Genomic DNA, 15,530 nt, shown 5'->3' with positions numbered 1-15,530 from the left:
CGAATTATGCCTCAACCCTCCCAGAAAAACTCCACGCAAGCACTGCGACCTTCGTCCGACCAACTGGCGTTATGCCCTAACTGGCGGATCAGACTGACCCCGCGCCCCGACAGACGGACACCATCCAGCGGCCGCTCCATCACCCGCGCCACGTCAAAACCCTTGCCGCTGTCCTCGACGCGGATCACCAGACAACCCCCGGCACCTTGCGGCTTCACCTGCAGATGCACGCGCACATAACCGTCCTGCAGGGCTTCGAGCCGCTCGTTGCGCTGCTCATAGTAACGAGCGAAGCCACTGGCATCACGCTTCAGGCTGGAATCCAGGCCAAGAACACCGTGCTCCAGCGCGTTGGAGTACAGCTCGGCGAGCACGCTGTAGATCGCCCCGCCCTGGGTGCGCAAACCGTGCACTTCCTGCAACAACTGCAGCAGATACGGCAAAGGATTGAAGCGTTTGAGCGTCGCCCCGCGAAACTCGAAACCTACCGACCAATCCAGCGGACAGGATTGACCACTGTCGGAATACACCGGTGCCGACGGCATCACTTGCGCCGCCTCCAGCAAGCTGATCTCGACCATGCTCACATCGTCGCGGGGCTCGCCGCGAAAGGCGTGCAAAGCCTGCTCGATCTCGGCGAACAGGTTGTCCGGCTCGCGATTGGCGGCGAACAGTTGTTGCAAACGCTCGACACCGAACAAGCGATCGTCGGCGTCAGTGGTATCGATCACCCCGTCCGACAGCAGAAACACCCGGTCACCCACGGCCATGGCCTGTACTTCGGTGCGATCATCAAACGCTTGCGGACTGAGCACCCCCAGCGGCAAATGGCGCGCCGCCAACGGCACACGTTCGCCGGTGGCAATCCGATGCAGATAACCGTCAGGCATGCCGCCGTTCCACACCTCTACCGAACGCCGCTGAAAACTCAGACAAAGCATGGTCGCGCAGCAGAACATGTCCACCGGCAGAATGCGCTTGAGCTTGGCGTTCATCTCGCGCAGGGTTTCAGCCAGGCCGTAGCCCTTGGCGGTCATGCCGTAGAACACTTCGGCCAGCGGCATCGCTCCCACTGCTGCTGGCAGACCATGGCCGGTAAAATCACCGAGCAGCACATGCATGTCGCCGGCCGGGGTATAGGCCGCCAGCAGCAGGTCGCCGTTGAACAACGCATAGGGCGATTGCAGATAACGAATATTCGGTGCACTCAGGCAACCCGAATGCGCGACCTTGTCGAAAACGGCTTTGGCCACGCGCTGTTCGTTGAGCAGGTAATCGTGATGTCTGGCGATCAGGTCGCGCTGTTGCAGCACCGTGGCCTGCAAGCGGCGCAAGCGATCCATCGCCTTGATTTTGGCGGCGAGGATCACCTGGTTGTAGGGCTTCGCCAGAAAGTCGTCGCCCCCCGCCTCCAGACAACGGGCCAGCGCTTCACTTTCGGTCAGCGAAGTCAGAAAGATGATCGGCACCAGGGTTTCCCCCGCCAGCGCCTTGATCTGCCGCGCCGCTTCGAAGCCGTCCATCACCGGCATCATCGCGTCCATCAGCACCAGATGCGGTGGCTGACGCTTGAATACCTCGAGCGCTTCGGCGCCATTGGCGGCGGTCAGCACTTCATGGCCCTGACGGCGGACGATGGTCGACAACAGCAGCCGGTCGGCGGCACTGTCTTCGGCGATCAGGATCGTCAGCGGCTCTTGCGCCTGCATGGCCGTCAACTGATGTCGAACAGTTTGTCGAAGTTGGAGATGGCGAGGATCTTGCGCACGTCGGAGTTGCTGTTGATCACGCGTACATCCGAGTCGTCGCCGCCGGCGTGATCGCGCAACAGGAGCAGCATGCCCAGCGCGGAGCTGTCGAGGTAGGTGGCATCTTTCAGATCAACCACGATGGAGTCAGGTTTTCGGTTAAGCCGCTCATAGGACTCGCGAAATTCCTGATGGCGCCCAAAATCGAACCGCCCCCTGACCGAAATCGTCAGTTTTTGACCATCCGGAGAGACTTCTGTAACGACTGACATTGACTGGCTTCCTTGTCATTGACGAACGTGTACAAGGTTTAGCACCTGGACAGGGTTGGGGCAAGGCTCAGCGCAGAAGCAAATGTGGGAGCGGGCTTGCTCGCGAAAGCGGTGTGTCAGTCAACATTGCTGTCTATGACACACCGCCTTCGCGAGCAAGCCCGCTCCCACAGGGAGTTTTTGGGCAATTTGAAAAGGGTTGTGCCGCGGCAGGCGCTGCGACAACTCGTCCAGCAACTTCTGCTCGCACTTGTCTTCGAGGCCTTGCGCCTCTTCGCCGTAGCGCTGCACCCGTTTGCGAAGGAGAAGCTATGCCCTGCAGCCACTCCGCGACTGCCGCTCGTCGCCACTGTCAGATCTGACAGTAGACCGAGAAAATATGAATAGCCCTTAATCAAGCGGCAGCAATTTCGCTGCGCTCAGGTCAAAAGGACTGCATCATGGACTCGCCTAGTGCAATTTTCGAAAAACCGTCCCTGATTAGAACCCTGTCACCAACCATCATTACTCATGATGAACTCCTAGGGGGTGATTCCGGCGTGAAGGCGACCTACCCAGGTAAAACAGGCGACAAACTTTCGTTTTACCTGGTTGCCGACGACACCTATACCATTACAAAGGAGCAAATAAACCTTAGTGATCGGCCGGATTACGCTAAAACCTTCGATTACGCCTTGGATTGGGAGTTCATGGGCAAACAAATATGTGTGTTTTTCGAAGTGATCCGTGACTCCAAGCTCCTGGGTCGTTCCAAAGGCTTCAGCTTCACAATATTGGACAAATGACTCAGACCATCCTCTAGCACCACTGCTGCGGCACGTTAATACGGATCGCGCCGCGGCAAACGCTGCGACAATTCGTCCAGCAGCTTCTGCTCGCGCTTGTCTTCGAGGCGTTGCGCCTCTTCGCGGTAGCGCTGCACCAGTTTGCGCAAGCCTTCGACCTTGGCAAATGCCTGCTGCCAGGCATCGCGCGCCTTGATCAGGTTGTTCTGGTGCCAGACCAGACTCTGGCGCTGCTGGTCGATCGCGGTGTCCAGTTGCGCGAGGAAGCCGTGATAACCCAGCAGCCATTGCCCGGAAACTCCGTCGCTGCCGCGCACGATCCACTGTTCCTGATAATCCAGACGAAAGGCGTCGAGGTCGGCGAGTTTGCTTTCAGCGACTTTGACCTGGCCTTGAAAGTAACCCAGGCGTTGCACGGCGGTTTTCTCGGCCTGTTCGGCCATTTCCACCACCGGTGCCAGACGCGCAGCTCGGCTCACGGCCATGGCCGGTTACCCGCCCGCCGCAGGCGCGAACAGGGTTTCGAGGTAAGCCTGGCTCTCGCCCATGTTGATCTTGTCGTTCAGGCCCTGTCGCTGGTAGCGGGTCAGTTGCGGTTGCAGCGAGATCGCCAGATCGGTCTCGCGGTCGCCACCGGCGACGTAAGCGCCGACGCTGATCAGGTCGCGGCTCTGTTGATAGCGCGACCACAGCTGCTTGAAGTACTGCGCGCGCTGCATGTGCTCCGCCGAGACCACGGCCGGCATCACCCGGCTGATCGACGCTTCGATGTCGATGGCCGGGTAGTGCCCTTCCTCGGCCAGACGCCGGGACAACACGATGTGGCCGTCGAGCACGCCCCGCGCCGAGTCGGCAATCGGGTCCTGCTGGTCATCGCCTTCGGACAATACGGTGTAGAACGCGGTGATCGAACCACCGCCCTTCTCCGCGTTACCGGCGCGCTCCACCAGTTTCGGCAGTTTGGCGAACACCGAGGGCGGATAACCCTTGGTCGCTGGCGGCTCACCGATGGCCAAAGCGATTTCCCGCTGGGCCTGGGCGAAACGGGTCAGCGAATCCATCAGCAACAGGACGTTCTTGCCCTTGTCGCGGAAATACTCGGCGATGCGCGTGCAATACATCGCCGCGCGCAGACGCATCAGCGGCGCATCGTCCGCCGGCGAGGCGACGACCACCGAACGCTTGAGGCCTTCTTCACCGAGGATGTGCTCGATGAACTCTTTAACTTCTCGACCCCGCTCACCGATCAGACCAACGACGATGATGTCGGCCTCGGTGAAACGGGTCATCATGCCCAGCAGCACCGATTTACCGACACCGGTACCGGCGAACAGACCCAGACGCTGACCACGCCCGACCGTCAGCAGACCGTTGATACAACGGATGCCGACGTCCAGCGGTTCGTGAATCGGGTCACGGTTGAGCGGGTTGATTGTCGGGCCGTCCATCGGCACCCAGTCTTCGGCCTTCATCCCGCCCTTGCCGTCCAGCGCACGTCCGGCGCCGTCGAGTACGCGACCGAGCATGCTCATGCCCATCGGCAGGCGCCCGGTTTCGGCCAGCGGCACCACACGGGCGCCCGGGGCAATGCCGGCGACGCTGCCGACCGGCATCAGAAAGACTTTGCTGCCAGAGAAGCCCATGACTTCCGCTTCCACCTGGGACGGGTGATAGCTGTCGTCATTGATCACCAGGCAGCGCGTGCCCATGGCAGCGCGCAGGCCTTCGGCTTCGAGTGTGAGGCCGACCATACGCAGCAGGCGGCCTTCGAGAATCGGCGCGCCGGCGATTTCAGTGGCGTCGGCATAGGTGCTGAGGCGCTTGGCGAAACTGGTGCGTTCAAGGCGCATCGGGGGTGTCCGCGAGCGGCTCTTCGGGCGCAGCCGCCAGTTGGCTTTCTTCAGGAATGTCCAGGCTCAGGTCCGGCGCGGCCGGGTGCAGAGCCTGTTCGTGCAACTGGTCGAACAGTTTAGCCATGACCTGAGTCACGCGGGTCTCGATGCTGGCGTCGATGCGGCTGTGCTCGGTTTCAACCCGGCAACCGCCCGGCAGCAACGAGTCGTCTTCGACGATACGCCAGGATTCCTCATGACGCTCGCGCAAGGCCTTGGCCTGCTCGAAGTCCTGCGGATTGACGTACAGACGCACGTTTTCCACGCCCAACGGCAGCAGCTTGAGCGCATCACGCATGACGTGTTCGATCTGACTGGAATCGATGGCCAATTCGCGCTTGATCACCTGTCTGGTGATGTGTTGTACGAGGTCGACCAGCGACTTTTCGATCTGGGTGTCCTGCTCGGCAATCGGCTCGAACAGGTGGGTCATCAGTTGCTCGAGGCTGGCCAGTTTCGCCGCCAGCGCCACTTCGGCTTCCTGACGCACCTTGAGCGTGGCGCTGTGAAAACCTTCCTTCTCGCCGATGCCAAAGCCCTCGTTGTAAGCCTCCTGACGGATGCTTTCGAGTTCTTCCAGGGTCAGTGGCTGGACTTCTTCCAGCGGCACTTCTTCCATTTCCGGCGGTTCGGGCTCCGGTTCCGGTTCGGGTTCCGGTTTCGGCGGATCGAAGCTGGGCAGTGCCCAGGATTCGAAACCACGGACATCGCGGGCGCGGATCAGATCCGTCACTGACTCGTCATGCTTGTCCATGGGCTTAGATCATTTCCTCGCCGCCCTTGCCACCGAGCACGATTTCGCCGGCTTCGGCCATGCGACGGGCAATGGTGAGGATTTCTTTCTGTGCGGTTTCCACGTCGCTGACGCGCACCGGGCCTTTGGCCTCGAGGTCGTCGCGCAACAGTTCGGCCGCACGCTTGGACATGTTCTTGAAGATCTTTTCTTTGACGCCTTCGTCCGAGCCCTTGAGGGCCAGCACCAGCACGTCGGAGGACACTTCGCGCAACAGCGCCTGGATGCCGCGGTCGTCGACGTCGGCGAGGTTGTTGAACACGAACATGAGGTCTTCGATCTGACCGGACAGGTCTTCGTCGACTTCGCGGATCGAGTCCATGAGCTGGCCTTCGATCGAGCTGTCGAGGAAGTTCATGATGTCCGCCGCACGCTTGATGCCACCCAGGGTGGTGCGCGAGGCATTCGAGTTGCCGGAGAATTGCTTCTCGAGAATCTGGTTCAGCTCTTTCAGCGCTGCCGGTTGCACGGTGTTCAACGACGAGACGCGCAGGATGATGTCCAGACGCACCTTGTGGTCGAAGTTGCCCAGTACTTCACCGGCCTGATCCGGGTCGAGGTATGCCACCACGATCGCCTGGATCTGCGGGTGTTCGTAACGGATCACGTCGGCAACCGCGCGCGGCTCCATCCATTTCAGGCTGTCGAGGCCGCTGGTGTTGCCACCGAGCAGGATGCGGTCGATCAGGCCGTTGGCCTTGTCTTCGCCCAGCGCCTGGGTAAGCATCTTGCGCACGTAGTCGTCGGAGCCGACGCCGAGGCTGGTCTGATCGCCGACGATGTCGACGAACTCGCTCATGACCTGCTCGACCTGCTCGCGATGGACGTTGCCCATCTGCGCCATGGCTACACCGACCCGCTGAACCTCTTTCGGGCCCATGTGGCGCAGCACTTGCGCGGCATCGGTCGAACCCAGGGACAGCAGCAGAATCGCGGCTTTGTCGACCTTGTTCAGTTTGACGGTTGCGGCTCGGTTATCACTCATCTGCGTTAATCCACTCTTTCACGACCTGAGCCACGCGACCCGGATCCTCGGCCACCAAGCTCTTGATTGCATTCAGTTGTGCGTCGTAACCCTCACTCGGGCTCGGCAACAGAATGCTCTGCGGACCACCGAGGCTCACGCGGTCGTTGGCCAGGTCGCCGTCCAGGCCGCCCATGCCACCGAGCTCCACGTCGCTGCCCAGACCGGCCAGCTCCTTGCCTTTGCCGCCGCCGGTGATGTTGTTCAACACCGGACGCAGCACACCAAACACCAGCACCAGGATGAACAACACACCCAGCACTTGTTTGACGATGTCCCAGAACCATGGCTGGGAGTAGAACGGAATATCGGCAACCACTTCACCGCGTTCGGCGGAGAACGGCATGTTGATCACGCTGACGCTGTCGCCACGGCTGGCGTCGAAACCGACCGCGTCCTGCACCAGGCGGGTGAAGCGCGCCAGTTCATCGGCGCTCCACGGCGCGCGGGTGGTTTCACCGTTGGCCGCATTGACCTTGACCTGATCGTCGACCACCACCGACACCGACAGACGATTCAGGCGACCCTGCTGCTGTTTGGTGTGGCTGATGGAACGGTCGAGCTCGAAGTTCTTGGTGGATTGTTGACGCTTGTCCGCCGGGTACGGCGCGAGCATTGGCTGGCCGGTGGCCGGGTCCATGATCTGCTGACCGTTGGCATCGACCAGTGGCTGACCTGGCTGAATCATGCCGGTAGAGCCTTGCGCACCACCGGTGGTTTGCGGGGCCGAGGCCGGCGCTGGCGGCTGGTTGCTCAGGGCACCCGGCACACCTTGCGGGCCATTGCTGGCGGTGCGTTGTTCGTTGACCGACTGCTCGCTGCGCAATGCCGGCTGGTCCGGGTTGAACTGCTCGGCAGTTGATTCGACGGCACTGAAATCGATGTCGGCCGACACTTCAGCCTTGTAGCGATCGTTGCCCAGTACCGGCTGCAGAATGTTGTGCACGCGCTGAGTCAGCATGCTTTCCATGCGGCGGCTGTAATCGAACTGCTTGCCGGCCATGGTCATTTCGGAGTTTTCCGCCTGATCGGAGAGCAGGTTGCCCTTCTGATCGACGACGGTGATCTGCGATTTGCTCAATTCAGGCACGGAGGTCGCCACCAGGTTGATGATCGCCACCACCTGACCCGGCTCCAGCGAACGCCCGGAATACAACTCGACCAGTACCGAAGCGCTTGGCTTGCGTTCATCACGCACGAACACCGAACTTTTCGGAATCGCCAGGTGCACGCGGGCGCCCTTGACGTTGTTCAGGCTGGAGATGGTGCGCGCCAGTTCGCCCTCGAGGCCGCGACGGTAGCGAGTTGCTTCCATGAACTGGCTGGTGCCCAGACCCTGTTCCTTGTCGAGGATTTCGAAACCGATGTTGCCGTCGCTGGGAGTGACACCAGCGGCCGCGAGTTTCATCCGCGCACGGGACAGATCGTCAGCCTTGACCAGCAAGGCGCCGGAGTTCGGCTCGACGGTGTAAGGGATGTCGGCGGAGGCCAGGGTGTCCATGACCTGCTTGGCGTCCATGCCGGCAAGGCTGCCGTACAACGGACGGTAATCCGGCTGCTGCGACCACAGCACCACGGCAAAGCCAATCGCCACGCTCGCAGCCAGGCCGACCAACAGGCCCACCTGACGCAGCATGGTCATCTCGGAGAGGTTTTCCAGGAAGGACAGGCCGAACAGCGGCGGTTTGCCGTCTATCGGGGTGGCCTTGGCCGGAACGTTATCGGCGACTGCTTCTGCCATGACTCAATCTCGTCCTTAAACCGGCATCTGCATGATGTCTTGATAAGCCTGAACCAGTTTGTTGCGCACCTGGGTCAGAGCCTGGAACGACACGCTGGCTTTCTGCGAGGCGATCATCACGTCCGTCAGATCGACGCCGCTCTTGCCGATTTCAAATGCGTTGGCCAACTGAGTCGACGCCTGCTGGGTATCGCTGACTTTGTTGATGGCCTGACCGAGCATGTCGGAAAAGCTGCTGCCTGCCAGTTCAGGGACGGCGGCAGTCGATTTCGGCGTGGCCATGGCGTCCATTTTCATGGCCTTCATGTCCATCATCAACCGATTGAATTCAATACCTTGGCTCATGGTCTACTCTCTTGGGCGGCCCGCAATTTTTTGACACTCACTCGGCGGGTACACAGGTGTTAGCAACAAGGGTGCCAGCTCGGCTGGTCTTGTTTCATAAATGCCGCTGTGGTCTGTGCGCTATGTCGGGATCACCGCAAAACGACTGTGGGAGGGGGCTTGCTCCCGAAGGCGGCGTGTCATTCAACAATGATGTGACAGACCTGACCTCTTCGGGAGCAAGCCCCCTCCCACCGTTATTCGCGTCAACTTTCAGGTGGCGAACAGATAACCTTCGACGTCCATCCCGGCATCACGCATCTGCGCCAATTTGTAACGCAGGGTACGCGGGCTGATACCGAGCTTCTCCGCAGCCTCCTTGCGCCGGCCACGCTCGGTGCGCAGGGTATCGATGATCATCTGGAACTCCCGGCGACGCAGGTCGTCGCCCAGCGCCCCGGCGGATTCAGCCTCGACTTCGATTTCGCGCACCAGCGGTTGCACCGGCGCCGCGGTATAGGTCACTGCGCCGGTCAGACAGAAATCCTGTGGCTGGATCAAACCGCCCTGCTGCAGAATCAGCGCGCGTTGGATCGCGTTATCCAGCTCACGCACGTTGCCCGGCCACGGGTAGTGGGTCAGGCAAGCCTGGGCTTCTGGCGAAAGTTTCGCCGCCGCATGCTTCATTTTATTGACGTGTTTGTTCAGCAACCGCTCGGCCAGCGGCAAGATATCGGCAGTGCGCTCGCGAAGTGGACGCCAGGCCAGAGGAAAAACCGACAGACGGTAAAAAAGGTCTTCGCGGAAACGCCCCGCCGCCACTTCGCCGGCCAGATCACGGTTGGTGGTCGCGACTACGCGAATATCCAGGGTGATCGGCTTGCGCGCCCCCACGCGCTCGACCTCGCGCTCCTGCAACACCCGCAGCAACTTGGCTTGCAGGCCCAGGGGCATCTCGGAAATCTCGTCGAGCAGAATGGTGCCGCCATCGGCCTGCTCGAATTTGCCAGCCTGAGTCGCAATGGCGCCGGTGAACGAGCCCTTCTCGTGACCGAACAGCGTGGCTTCGAGCATGTTGTCGGGGATCGCTGCGCAGTTGATCGCGATGAACGGCTGATTGGCACGATGGGAATGCTGGTGGATGTAACGCGCCAACACTTCCTTGCCGGTGCCGGACTCGCCGGAGATCAGCACCGTGGAATCACTGCGTGCCACCCGCGCCGCCAGTTCGAGCAATTGCGCACTGGCCGGCTCGACCGCCACCGGACCTTCGCAATCTGTGGTGCTGATGCTGCCCAAGGCATGGCGCGACACCAGGTCCAGCAGAGCTTTGGGTTCGAACGGCTTGACCAGGTAATCCGCCGCGCCCTGACGCATCGCATCCACCGCACGCTCGACCGCGCCGTGCGCAGTCATCAGCAACACCGGCAATTGCGGCTGCCGGGCACGCAGCAAACCGAGCAGTTGATGGCCATCCATGCCGGGCATGTTGACGTCGCTGACCACCAGACTGAACGCTTCGCGCTCGACCGCCTGCAACGCCTCTTCGGCGCTGCCGACTGCATGGTAGTCGTGGCCCGCCAGCAACAGCGTATCGGCCAGCGCTTCGCGCAACGAGCGGTCATCCTCGACCAGCAAAACCTTGATGCCCATGACGTTTACTCAGCTCCCTGTACAGCGGAAAACAGCGGCAGGATCACCTGCGCGCACGTGCCGCGCCCGACCCGCGAGCGCAGCTGCAATTCTCCCTGATGCGCTCGCGCCACTGCCTTGACCACGGTCAGGCCCAGCCCGGTGCCGGTGACTTTGGTGGTGAAAAACGGTTCGCCGAGACGCTCGAGCACCAGCGGCTCGATGCCGCTGCCACTGTCGCTGACACACAGGCGCAGGCTGTTGTCGCGGGTGTAGCAGTGCACTTTCAGGCGCACGTTGCCATCGCTGGCCTGAATCGCGTTTTCGATCAGATTGAGAATCGCCCCGACCAGGGTGTCGCGGTTGCACAGCAGTTCGCCGGCATGGCTGTCGCACTGCCAACGAATGGGCAAATCCTGCACATGAGTCAGCGCCGCCGCTTGCAGCGCCTGCATCAGAGTATTCGGGGTGATGCGGTCGGTCAGTGGCAGCTCGCCACGGGCGAACACCAGCATGTCGCGCACCTGATGCTCCAGCTCATGCAGGCGCTCTTTGAGACGGCCGGCGAAACGCTGCTGGGTGGCGACAGGCAATTCCTGCTCAGTCAAATGACTGGCGTAGAGCAACGCGGCGGATAACGGCGTGCGGATCTGATGGGCCAGCGAGGCGACCATGCGTCCCAGCGACGACAGACGCTCATGGCGTGCCAGTTGATCTTGAAGGTGGCGGGTTTCTGTCAGGTCGTTGAGCAACACCAACTGGCCCGGCTCGGCATCCAGCGAGCGGGTGGCAATCGACAGGCGTCGACCGTTTTTCAGAGAAATTTCATGACCGTCGTCTTCACGCGGGGCGAAGCAACGGGCGATGACGTGGCGCCACAACTCGCCTTCCAGCGGCAGCCCCAACAAATCGATCGCCGCCGGGTTGGCTTCGCGCACCATGCCGTGGCCGTCGATCACGATCACGCCACCGGGCAACAGATCGAGGAGGTTTTGCAGACGGTTGGCCAAGCGTTCTTTTTCGGCCAGCTCCTGCATGCGCTGGGCACTGACCACCGCCAGCTCGCCCTTGAGCTCGGTAACCCGGGCTTCAAGCATGCTGTAGGAATCGGTCAGTTGACTGGACATCTGATTGAACAGCGCGAACGCGTGCTCAAGACCCTGACGGCTCGCCTGCTCTACGGACGACGGTTGCCCCTCGGCATGGGAGGCAGATGACATCTGGGCGTGGGGCATTGTGTTCTCTCGCTTGGCTGACCGTCAGTTAAACGGAACGTTGCGAGGGATGTAGCAATACCCGTGCCTAAAAAAAACTGCTTATAAATGAAGGCGTTGAAAAACAGGCGTCAATCATCCGCCTGTTCGTCTCCTTCGCGCCGGCTCATGCCGTACTTGCGCATCTTCTCCACCAGCGTGGTGCGACGAATGCGCAGGCGTTCGGCGGCACGCGCCACGATGCCATTGGCGTCGTCCAGCGCCTGCTGGATCAGGCCCTGTTCCAGACCACCGAGGTAGTCCTTGAGGTCCAGGCCTTCCGGCGGCAGCATCGCGTTGGCGGTGAAGTCCGGCGTATGACCGTTGATCGCCACGCGCTCTTCGAGATCGCTGCGCAGGCTGTCGACCATCTGCTCGTCTTCGTCGTCGACGTAGCGGAATTTCTTCGGCAACTCGACCACGCCGATCACCCCGTACGGATGCATGATCGCCATGCGCTCCACCAGGTTGGCCAGCTCACGGACGTTGCCCGGCCAGCCGTGACGGCACAGCGACATGATCGCCGCCGAGTTGAAACGGATCGAACCGCGCTTTTCGTGTTCCATGCGCGAGATCAGTTCGTTCATCAGCAGCGGGATGTCTTCGACGCGCTCACGCAGCGGCGCCATCTCGATCGGGAACACGTTCAGGCGATAGTAGAGGTCTTCGCGGAAGGTGCCGATCTCGATCATGCTTTCGAGATTCTTGTGGGTCGCGGCAATAATGCGCACGTCGACGCTCTGGGTCTTGTTGCTGCCCACGCGTTCGAAGGTGCGTTCCTGCAGCACGCGCAGCAGCTTGACCTGCATCGGCAGCGGCATATCGCCGATTTCGTCGAGGAACAGCGTACCGCCGTTGGCCAGTTCGAAACGCCCGGCACGGCTGGTGATCGCACCGGTGAAGGCGCCCTTCTCGTGGCCAAACAGTTCGCTTTCCAGCAGCTCTGCCGGGATCGCCCCGCAGTTGACTGGCACAAATGGCGCGTCGCGACGCTTGGAGTGGTAATGCAGGTTGCGCGCAACCACTTCCTTGCCGGTGCCGGACTCGCCGAGGATCAGCACGCTGGCGTCGGTATCGGCCACTTGCTGCATCATCTGCCGGACGTGCTGAATCGCCCGGCTGGTGCCGACAAGGCTGCGGAACAGGTTGGGCTCGCGATGACGACCGCGCTCGCGGGCCTGGTCGTACATCTCGCGATAGACCTGGGCACGGTGCAGGGAGTCGAGCAGTTTGCTGTAGCTGGGCGGCATTTCCAGGGTCGAAAGCACCCGGCGGCGCTGGTCTTCCGGCAGGTCGACGGAAGAATTATCGCCCATCAGCAAAACCGGAAGGAACTCATCCCATGTCGAGAGTGTCTTTAACAAGCCCAAAAGTGCACCCGGAGCATTTACCGTCCCGATCAGTACACAGATGACTTCACGACTCGATGACAAAGAGCCGACAGCCTGCTGCCAGTCATGGCTGCCGCAGGGTAAATTTTCTTCGCCGAGAAAATTTAAAATCACCGCCAGGTCGCGGCGGCGGACGCTATCGTCATCGATCAGCAGAATTTTGGTTTCACGCCACATGCAATAGCAACTTCCCTAGTCAACTCAATGCCCGAAAAATGGGGCAAGCGAGACGCTTGCAGGACACCTTGTGCCTGTAGACGCCTGAAATCTGAAAACAGCCACTAGTTAAGTCAAAAAACCGTGCACAGTCAAATTTATGGCGCACATGTCTGGATTAACTGGGGGTTAATTAACCAAACAGATGGTAAACCTTTGCCGCCTTTTGCGCTTGGGTGATCTGCGACATCTCGTTGGCTATCGCCTGCCGCTCACCCATCGCCGCCTCCAGAAGCTCCTTGTAGACGTGGAGCAACTCCTCAAGGTTACTGCGCAAGGCCTCCTCATCCAGCGAGGCCTCGGCCATGACGTCTTCCATGCAGGAACGGCAAGCCAGATCCAGCTCGCCAATGGCTTCCCAGTTGCGATCGGCCAGCGCACTGACCAGCGCTTCACGGGTGTCGGCGATTCGCTGCAATACAAGACTCATGGTGTTCTCCTTTAAAACTGCGGAGCAGGCTCGGGGGCGATGGCATCCCAGCCTTCTTTTACCGTGCTCAGCAAGCCGGCGACCTCATCGAGAATGCGCGGATCGCTGTTGATGTTGGCCTCGGCGAGACGCTTCATCATGTAGATGTACAGCCCGTCCAGATCGGCCAGTTCATCGGCACACTTTTCCAGATCCAGACCTTCGCGCAGCCCGCTGACAATGCCAATGGCCTTGCTGATCGAGGTGCACTTGCCAGGAATATCCTTGCGCTCGATGGCACCCTTGGCCTGAGCGATGCGGGCCAGCCCGCCTTCCATCAGCATTTGCACCAGACGGTGCGGGCTCGCCTCGGAGGTCTGGGCGTGCGCGCCGACTTTCTGATATTGCCGAAGGGCTAACATTGGGTTCATGTTCTACCTCATTGCCACAATGACTCGTATAACCAGTGTATCGCCAACGAATCACAGAACTTTAGATCAAAAGACAAAAACCCGGCGCACGCCGATAAAGCGTAGCCGGGTTTTTGTCGTTCTTGCAGGTTACTTCGCGGACTGCTGAGCGTTCAGCGAGCTGAAGAACGACGTGATGTTGCTGGCCGTCGCTTTCATCTGCCCTACCAGCAAGTCCATGGCGTTGTACTTGGCCGTCAACGTCTTGGTCAGGTTGGCAACACGCAGATCCAGCGCCAGTTGCTGACTGGTCAGGTTCCGGGTGTTGCTGTTCAGGATGGACATGCGCTGATCAAGCAGGCCTACGGCAGTCGGGGCGCTACCGGCAGGCGCCTTCAGATACGGATCCACCGCCTTGTTCATGCGCGCCAGCAGACCGTTGGTATCGTCGGTCCCGGTGAACATCTGCTGCACCTGGCCAGCCTTGCCGGGCTGAGCCATGGTTTTGGTGAACGCAGCAGTATCAAATGTCAGGTTGCCGGTGTTGCGGTCGGTCATCACACCGATCTCCGACAGATAGGACAAAGAACCCTTTGCACCAGCACCAGGAGCAGTCAACTGGCCACGGATGTCGGCGATCAGCGAACGCGGCAACGAGTCACCGGTAAACGCCGCCTGCACTGTCAGTTTGCCGTCTTCATCAGGCGTAGCCTTGGAAAGCGTGTCGATGGTGGTCTTCAGGGTGTTGTAGGCGTCAACAAACGCCTGAACCGACGCCTGCAGCCCGTTGGTGTTGGTATCGACGCTGACAACGGTCGGCGTGGCAACGCCACCAACGAGAGGACTGACAGTGGTCAGATTCAGGGTCAGGCCGCTGATTGCACCACTGACCGTATTGCTCTTGCTGGAAACCTGCAGGCCGTCGATGGTCACCTTGGCATCTTGTGCAGGGCCATTGACGTTGCCAGAGGCGCCTGCCGCCGGATTGGTACCCATCGACTGAGTACCGTCGATCTCCAGACCGGCAATCCCGCTGACAGAGAGGTCGGTACCGGCGCCCGTCTTGTTCGAGCTGATCACCAGGCGCGAAGCACCACTGCTGTCGGTCACGATGTTGGCAGAAATACCATTTGAGCCCTGAGCCGTGTTGATTGCGTCACGGGTGCTCTGCAAGGTCGCATTGGCCGGGATCGTGACATTGTAATCAGTGCCATTCTGACTGATTTTCAGGGTACCACTCGGAATGGCACTGGCAGCACCGCCGGCGAAAGAAGCGCTGGCAACTTTCGAGCCAGTGGCCAATTGATTGACAACAACGTTGTAAGTCCCCGACACCGCGGTGTTATCGGAGGTGGCGCCGAGAATCGCTGTGTTGCTCGAGGTCGCCGTGAAGCCGGCAAATGCCGGGTTGGTCTTGCTGCCCAGGTTGGTCATCGCCGTCTGGTACGCGGTCAGCGCACTCTTCAACGTGCCGACACCGGAAATCTTCAGGGTATTGGTTTTGGTCGCGGAATCGATCTGCGTCTGCTTCGGCGACTTGTCGGCGTTGACCAGCGCGGTCACGATCGCGCCGATGTCCAGGCCGGAACCCAGTCCGGAACCCGGTAGAATTGGACTTGCCATGTGCATCTCCCTTCAGA

Annotated in this window: 15 protein-coding genes and 1 pseudogene; 1 reads left to right on the top strand and 15 read right to left on the bottom strand. The window is 60.6% G+C overall.

Annotated features, from left to right (window positions below; genetic code table 11):
* Positions 1-11: 11 nt before the first annotated feature.
* From HDC30_RS07110 to HDC30_RS29085, 3 genes and pseudogenes are all read right to left on the bottom strand, one after another.
* Positions 12-1,709 (bottom strand): fused response regulator/phosphatase, encoded by a 1,698-nt coding sequence (locus HDC30_RS07110; RefSeq protein ID WP_183781892.1) that lies wholly within the window; start codon positions 1,707-1,709, stop codon positions 12-14.
* A gap of 5 nt (positions 1,710-1,714) precedes the next feature.
* On the bottom strand, positions 1,715-2,020 hold the full coding sequence (locus HDC30_RS07105) for an STAS domain-containing protein (protein WP_007966243.1): 306 nt from the start codon (positions 2,018-2,020) through the stop codon (positions 1,715-1,717).
* A gap of 192 nt (positions 2,021-2,212) precedes the next feature.
* A pseudogene (locus HDC30_RS29085) lies at positions 2,213-2,323 on the bottom strand (flagella biosynthesis chaperone FliJ); the annotation flags it as partial.
* Between the two features lie 137 nt (positions 2,324-2,460).
* On the opposite strand from HDC30_RS29085, the gene HDC30_RS07100 reads away from it, so the two are divergent.
* Positions 2,461-2,805, top strand: a complete 345-nt coding sequence (locus tag HDC30_RS07100) for a hypothetical protein (protein ID WP_183781889.1) — start codon at positions 2,461-2,463, stop codon at positions 2,803-2,805.
* A gap of 35 nt (positions 2,806-2,840) precedes the next feature.
* Here HDC30_RS07100 and fliJ read toward each other — a convergent pair whose 3' ends face one another.
* The 12 genes from fliJ to fliD all read right to left on the bottom strand — a co-directional run bounded on the left by fliJ (position 2,841) and on the right by fliD (position 15,513).
* A complete protein-coding gene (fliJ, locus tag HDC30_RS07095; protein ID WP_183781886.1) occupies positions 2,841-3,290 on the bottom strand; it encodes a flagellar export protein FliJ in 450 nt (149 codons plus the stop codon).
* 6 nt (positions 3,291-3,296) lie between these two features.
* The gene (gene fliI / locus HDC30_RS07090; RefSeq protein WP_007966241.1) at positions 3,297-4,655 is read right to left on the bottom strand and encodes a flagellar protein export ATPase FliI; all 1,359 of its coding nucleotides are present in this window, start codon (positions 4,653-4,655) and stop codon (positions 3,297-3,299) included.
* Complete coding sequence (gene fliH / locus HDC30_RS07085; RefSeq protein ID WP_183781883.1) at positions 4,645-5,451, bottom strand: flagellar assembly protein FliH; 807 nt, start codon at positions 5,449-5,451, stop codon at positions 4,645-4,647. Before fliH ends, fliI begins: the two co-directional genes overlap by 11 nt.
* A gap of 4 nt (positions 5,452-5,455) precedes the next feature.
* Positions 5,456-6,475 carry a flagellar motor switch protein FliG gene (fliG, locus tag HDC30_RS07080; RefSeq protein WP_007920042.1) on the bottom strand — a complete coding sequence of 340 codons (1,020 nt, stop codon included), beginning with the start codon at positions 6,473-6,475 and terminating at the stop codon, positions 5,456-5,458.
* Positions 6,468-8,255, bottom strand: coding sequence for a flagellar basal-body MS-ring/collar protein FliF (fliF, locus tag HDC30_RS07075; RefSeq protein WP_027614236.1), 1,788 nt, complete (start codon positions 8,253-8,255; stop codon positions 6,468-6,470). The genes fliG and fliF overlap by 8 nt, the downstream gene beginning before the upstream one ends.
* Before the next feature lie 15 nt (positions 8,256-8,270).
* The gene (gene fliE, locus HDC30_RS07070) at positions 8,271-8,600 is read right to left on the bottom strand and encodes a flagellar hook-basal body complex protein FliE (protein ID WP_003222869.1); all 330 of its coding nucleotides are present in this window, start codon (positions 8,598-8,600) and stop codon (positions 8,271-8,273) included.
* Between the two features lie 252 nt (positions 8,601-8,852).
* Positions 8,853-10,232 (bottom strand): sigma-54 dependent transcriptional regulator, encoded by a 1,380-nt coding sequence (locus tag HDC30_RS07065; protein WP_027614235.1) that lies wholly within the window; start codon positions 10,230-10,232, stop codon positions 8,853-8,855.
* Between the two features lie 5 nt (positions 10,233-10,237).
* Complete coding sequence (locus HDC30_RS07060; protein WP_183782145.1) at positions 10,238-11,431, bottom strand: PAS domain-containing sensor histidine kinase; 1,194 nt, start codon at positions 11,429-11,431, stop codon at positions 10,238-10,240.
* A 125-nt stretch (positions 11,432-11,556) separates the two neighbouring features.
* On the bottom strand, positions 11,557-13,032 hold the full coding sequence (locus HDC30_RS07055; RefSeq protein WP_003222863.1) for a sigma-54 dependent transcriptional regulator: 1,476 nt from the start codon (positions 13,030-13,032) through the stop codon (positions 11,557-11,559).
* Positions 13,033-13,204: 172 nt separating this feature from the next.
* Positions 13,205-13,501 (bottom strand): flagellar protein FliT, encoded by a 297-nt coding sequence (gene fliT, locus HDC30_RS07050; RefSeq protein ID WP_183781880.1) that lies wholly within the window; start codon positions 13,499-13,501, stop codon positions 13,205-13,207.
* An 11-nt stretch (positions 13,502-13,512) separates the two neighbouring features.
* On the bottom strand, positions 13,513-13,911 hold the full coding sequence (gene fliS / locus HDC30_RS07045; RefSeq protein WP_027614233.1) for a flagellar export chaperone FliS: 399 nt from the start codon (positions 13,909-13,911) through the stop codon (positions 13,513-13,515).
* Between the two features lie 129 nt (positions 13,912-14,040).
* Positions 14,041-15,513: a flagellar filament capping protein FliD gene (gene fliD, locus HDC30_RS07040; protein ID WP_183781876.1), complete on the bottom strand. Its 1,473-nt coding sequence runs from the start codon at positions 15,511-15,513 to the stop codon at positions 14,041-14,043.
* Positions 15,514-15,530 lie beyond the last annotated feature (17 nt).

It is taken from the genome of Pseudomonas sp. JAI115, from assembly GCF_014200835.1.
Taxonomy (GTDB): Bacteria; Pseudomonadota; Gammaproteobacteria; order Pseudomonadales; family Pseudomonadaceae; genus Aquipseudomonas; species Aquipseudomonas putida_A.
The sequence above is the reverse complement of the archived record's forward strand: the minus strand, read 5'-3'. Positions and strand labels throughout refer to the sequence as shown.

Coding starts and splice junctions, on each gene's coding strand:
- HDC30_RS07110 (WP_183781892.1), bottom strand. CDS start 1,709: ATGCAGGCGCAAGAGCCGCTGACGATCCTGATCGCCGAAGACAGTGCC.
- HDC30_RS07105 (WP_007966243.1), bottom strand. CDS start 2,020: ATGTCAGTCGTTACAGAAGTCTCTCCGGATGGTCAAAAACTGACGATT.
- HDC30_RS07100 (WP_183781889.1), top strand. CDS start 2,461: ATGGACTCGCCTAGTGCAATTTTCGAAAAACCGTCCCTGATTAGAACC.
- fliJ (WP_183781886.1), bottom strand. CDS start 3,290: ATGGCCGTGAGCCGAGCTGCGCGTCTGGCACCGGTGGTGGAAATGGCC.
- fliI (WP_007966241.1), bottom strand. CDS start 4,655: ATGCGCCTTGAACGCACCAGTTTCGCCAAGCGCCTCAGCACCTATGCC.
- fliH (WP_183781883.1), bottom strand. CDS start 5,451: ATGGACAAGCATGACGAGTCAGTGACGGATCTGATCCGCGCCCGCGAT.
- fliG (WP_007920042.1), bottom strand. CDS start 6,475: ATGAGTGATAACCGAGCCGCAACCGTCAAACTGAACAAGGTCGACAAA.
- fliF (WP_027614236.1), bottom strand. CDS start 8,255: ATGGCAGAAGCAGTCGCCGATAACGTTCCGGCCAAGGCCACCCCGATA.
- fliE (WP_003222869.1), bottom strand. CDS start 8,600: ATGAGCCAAGGTATTGAATTCAATCGGTTGATGATGGACATGAAGGCC.
- HDC30_RS07065 (WP_027614235.1), bottom strand. CDS start 10,232: ATGGGCATCAAGGTTTTGCTGGTCGAGGATGACCGCTCGTTGCGCGAA.
- HDC30_RS07060 (WP_183782145.1), bottom strand. CDS start 11,431: ATGTCATCTGCCTCCCATGCCGAGGGGCAACCGTCGTCCGTAGAGCAG.
- HDC30_RS07055 (WP_003222863.1), bottom strand. CDS start 13,032: ATGTGGCGTGAAACCAAAATTCTGCTGATCGATGACGATAGCGTCCGC.
- fliT (WP_183781880.1), bottom strand. CDS start 13,501: ATGAGTCTTGTATTGCAGCGAATCGCCGACACCCGTGAAGCGCTGGTC.
- fliS (WP_027614233.1), bottom strand. CDS start 13,911: ATGAACCCAATGTTAGCCCTTCGGCAATATCAGAAAGTCGGCGCGCAC.
- fliD (WP_183781876.1), bottom strand. CDS start 15,513: ATGGCAAGTCCAATTCTACCGGGTTCCGGACTGGGTTCCGGCCTGGAC.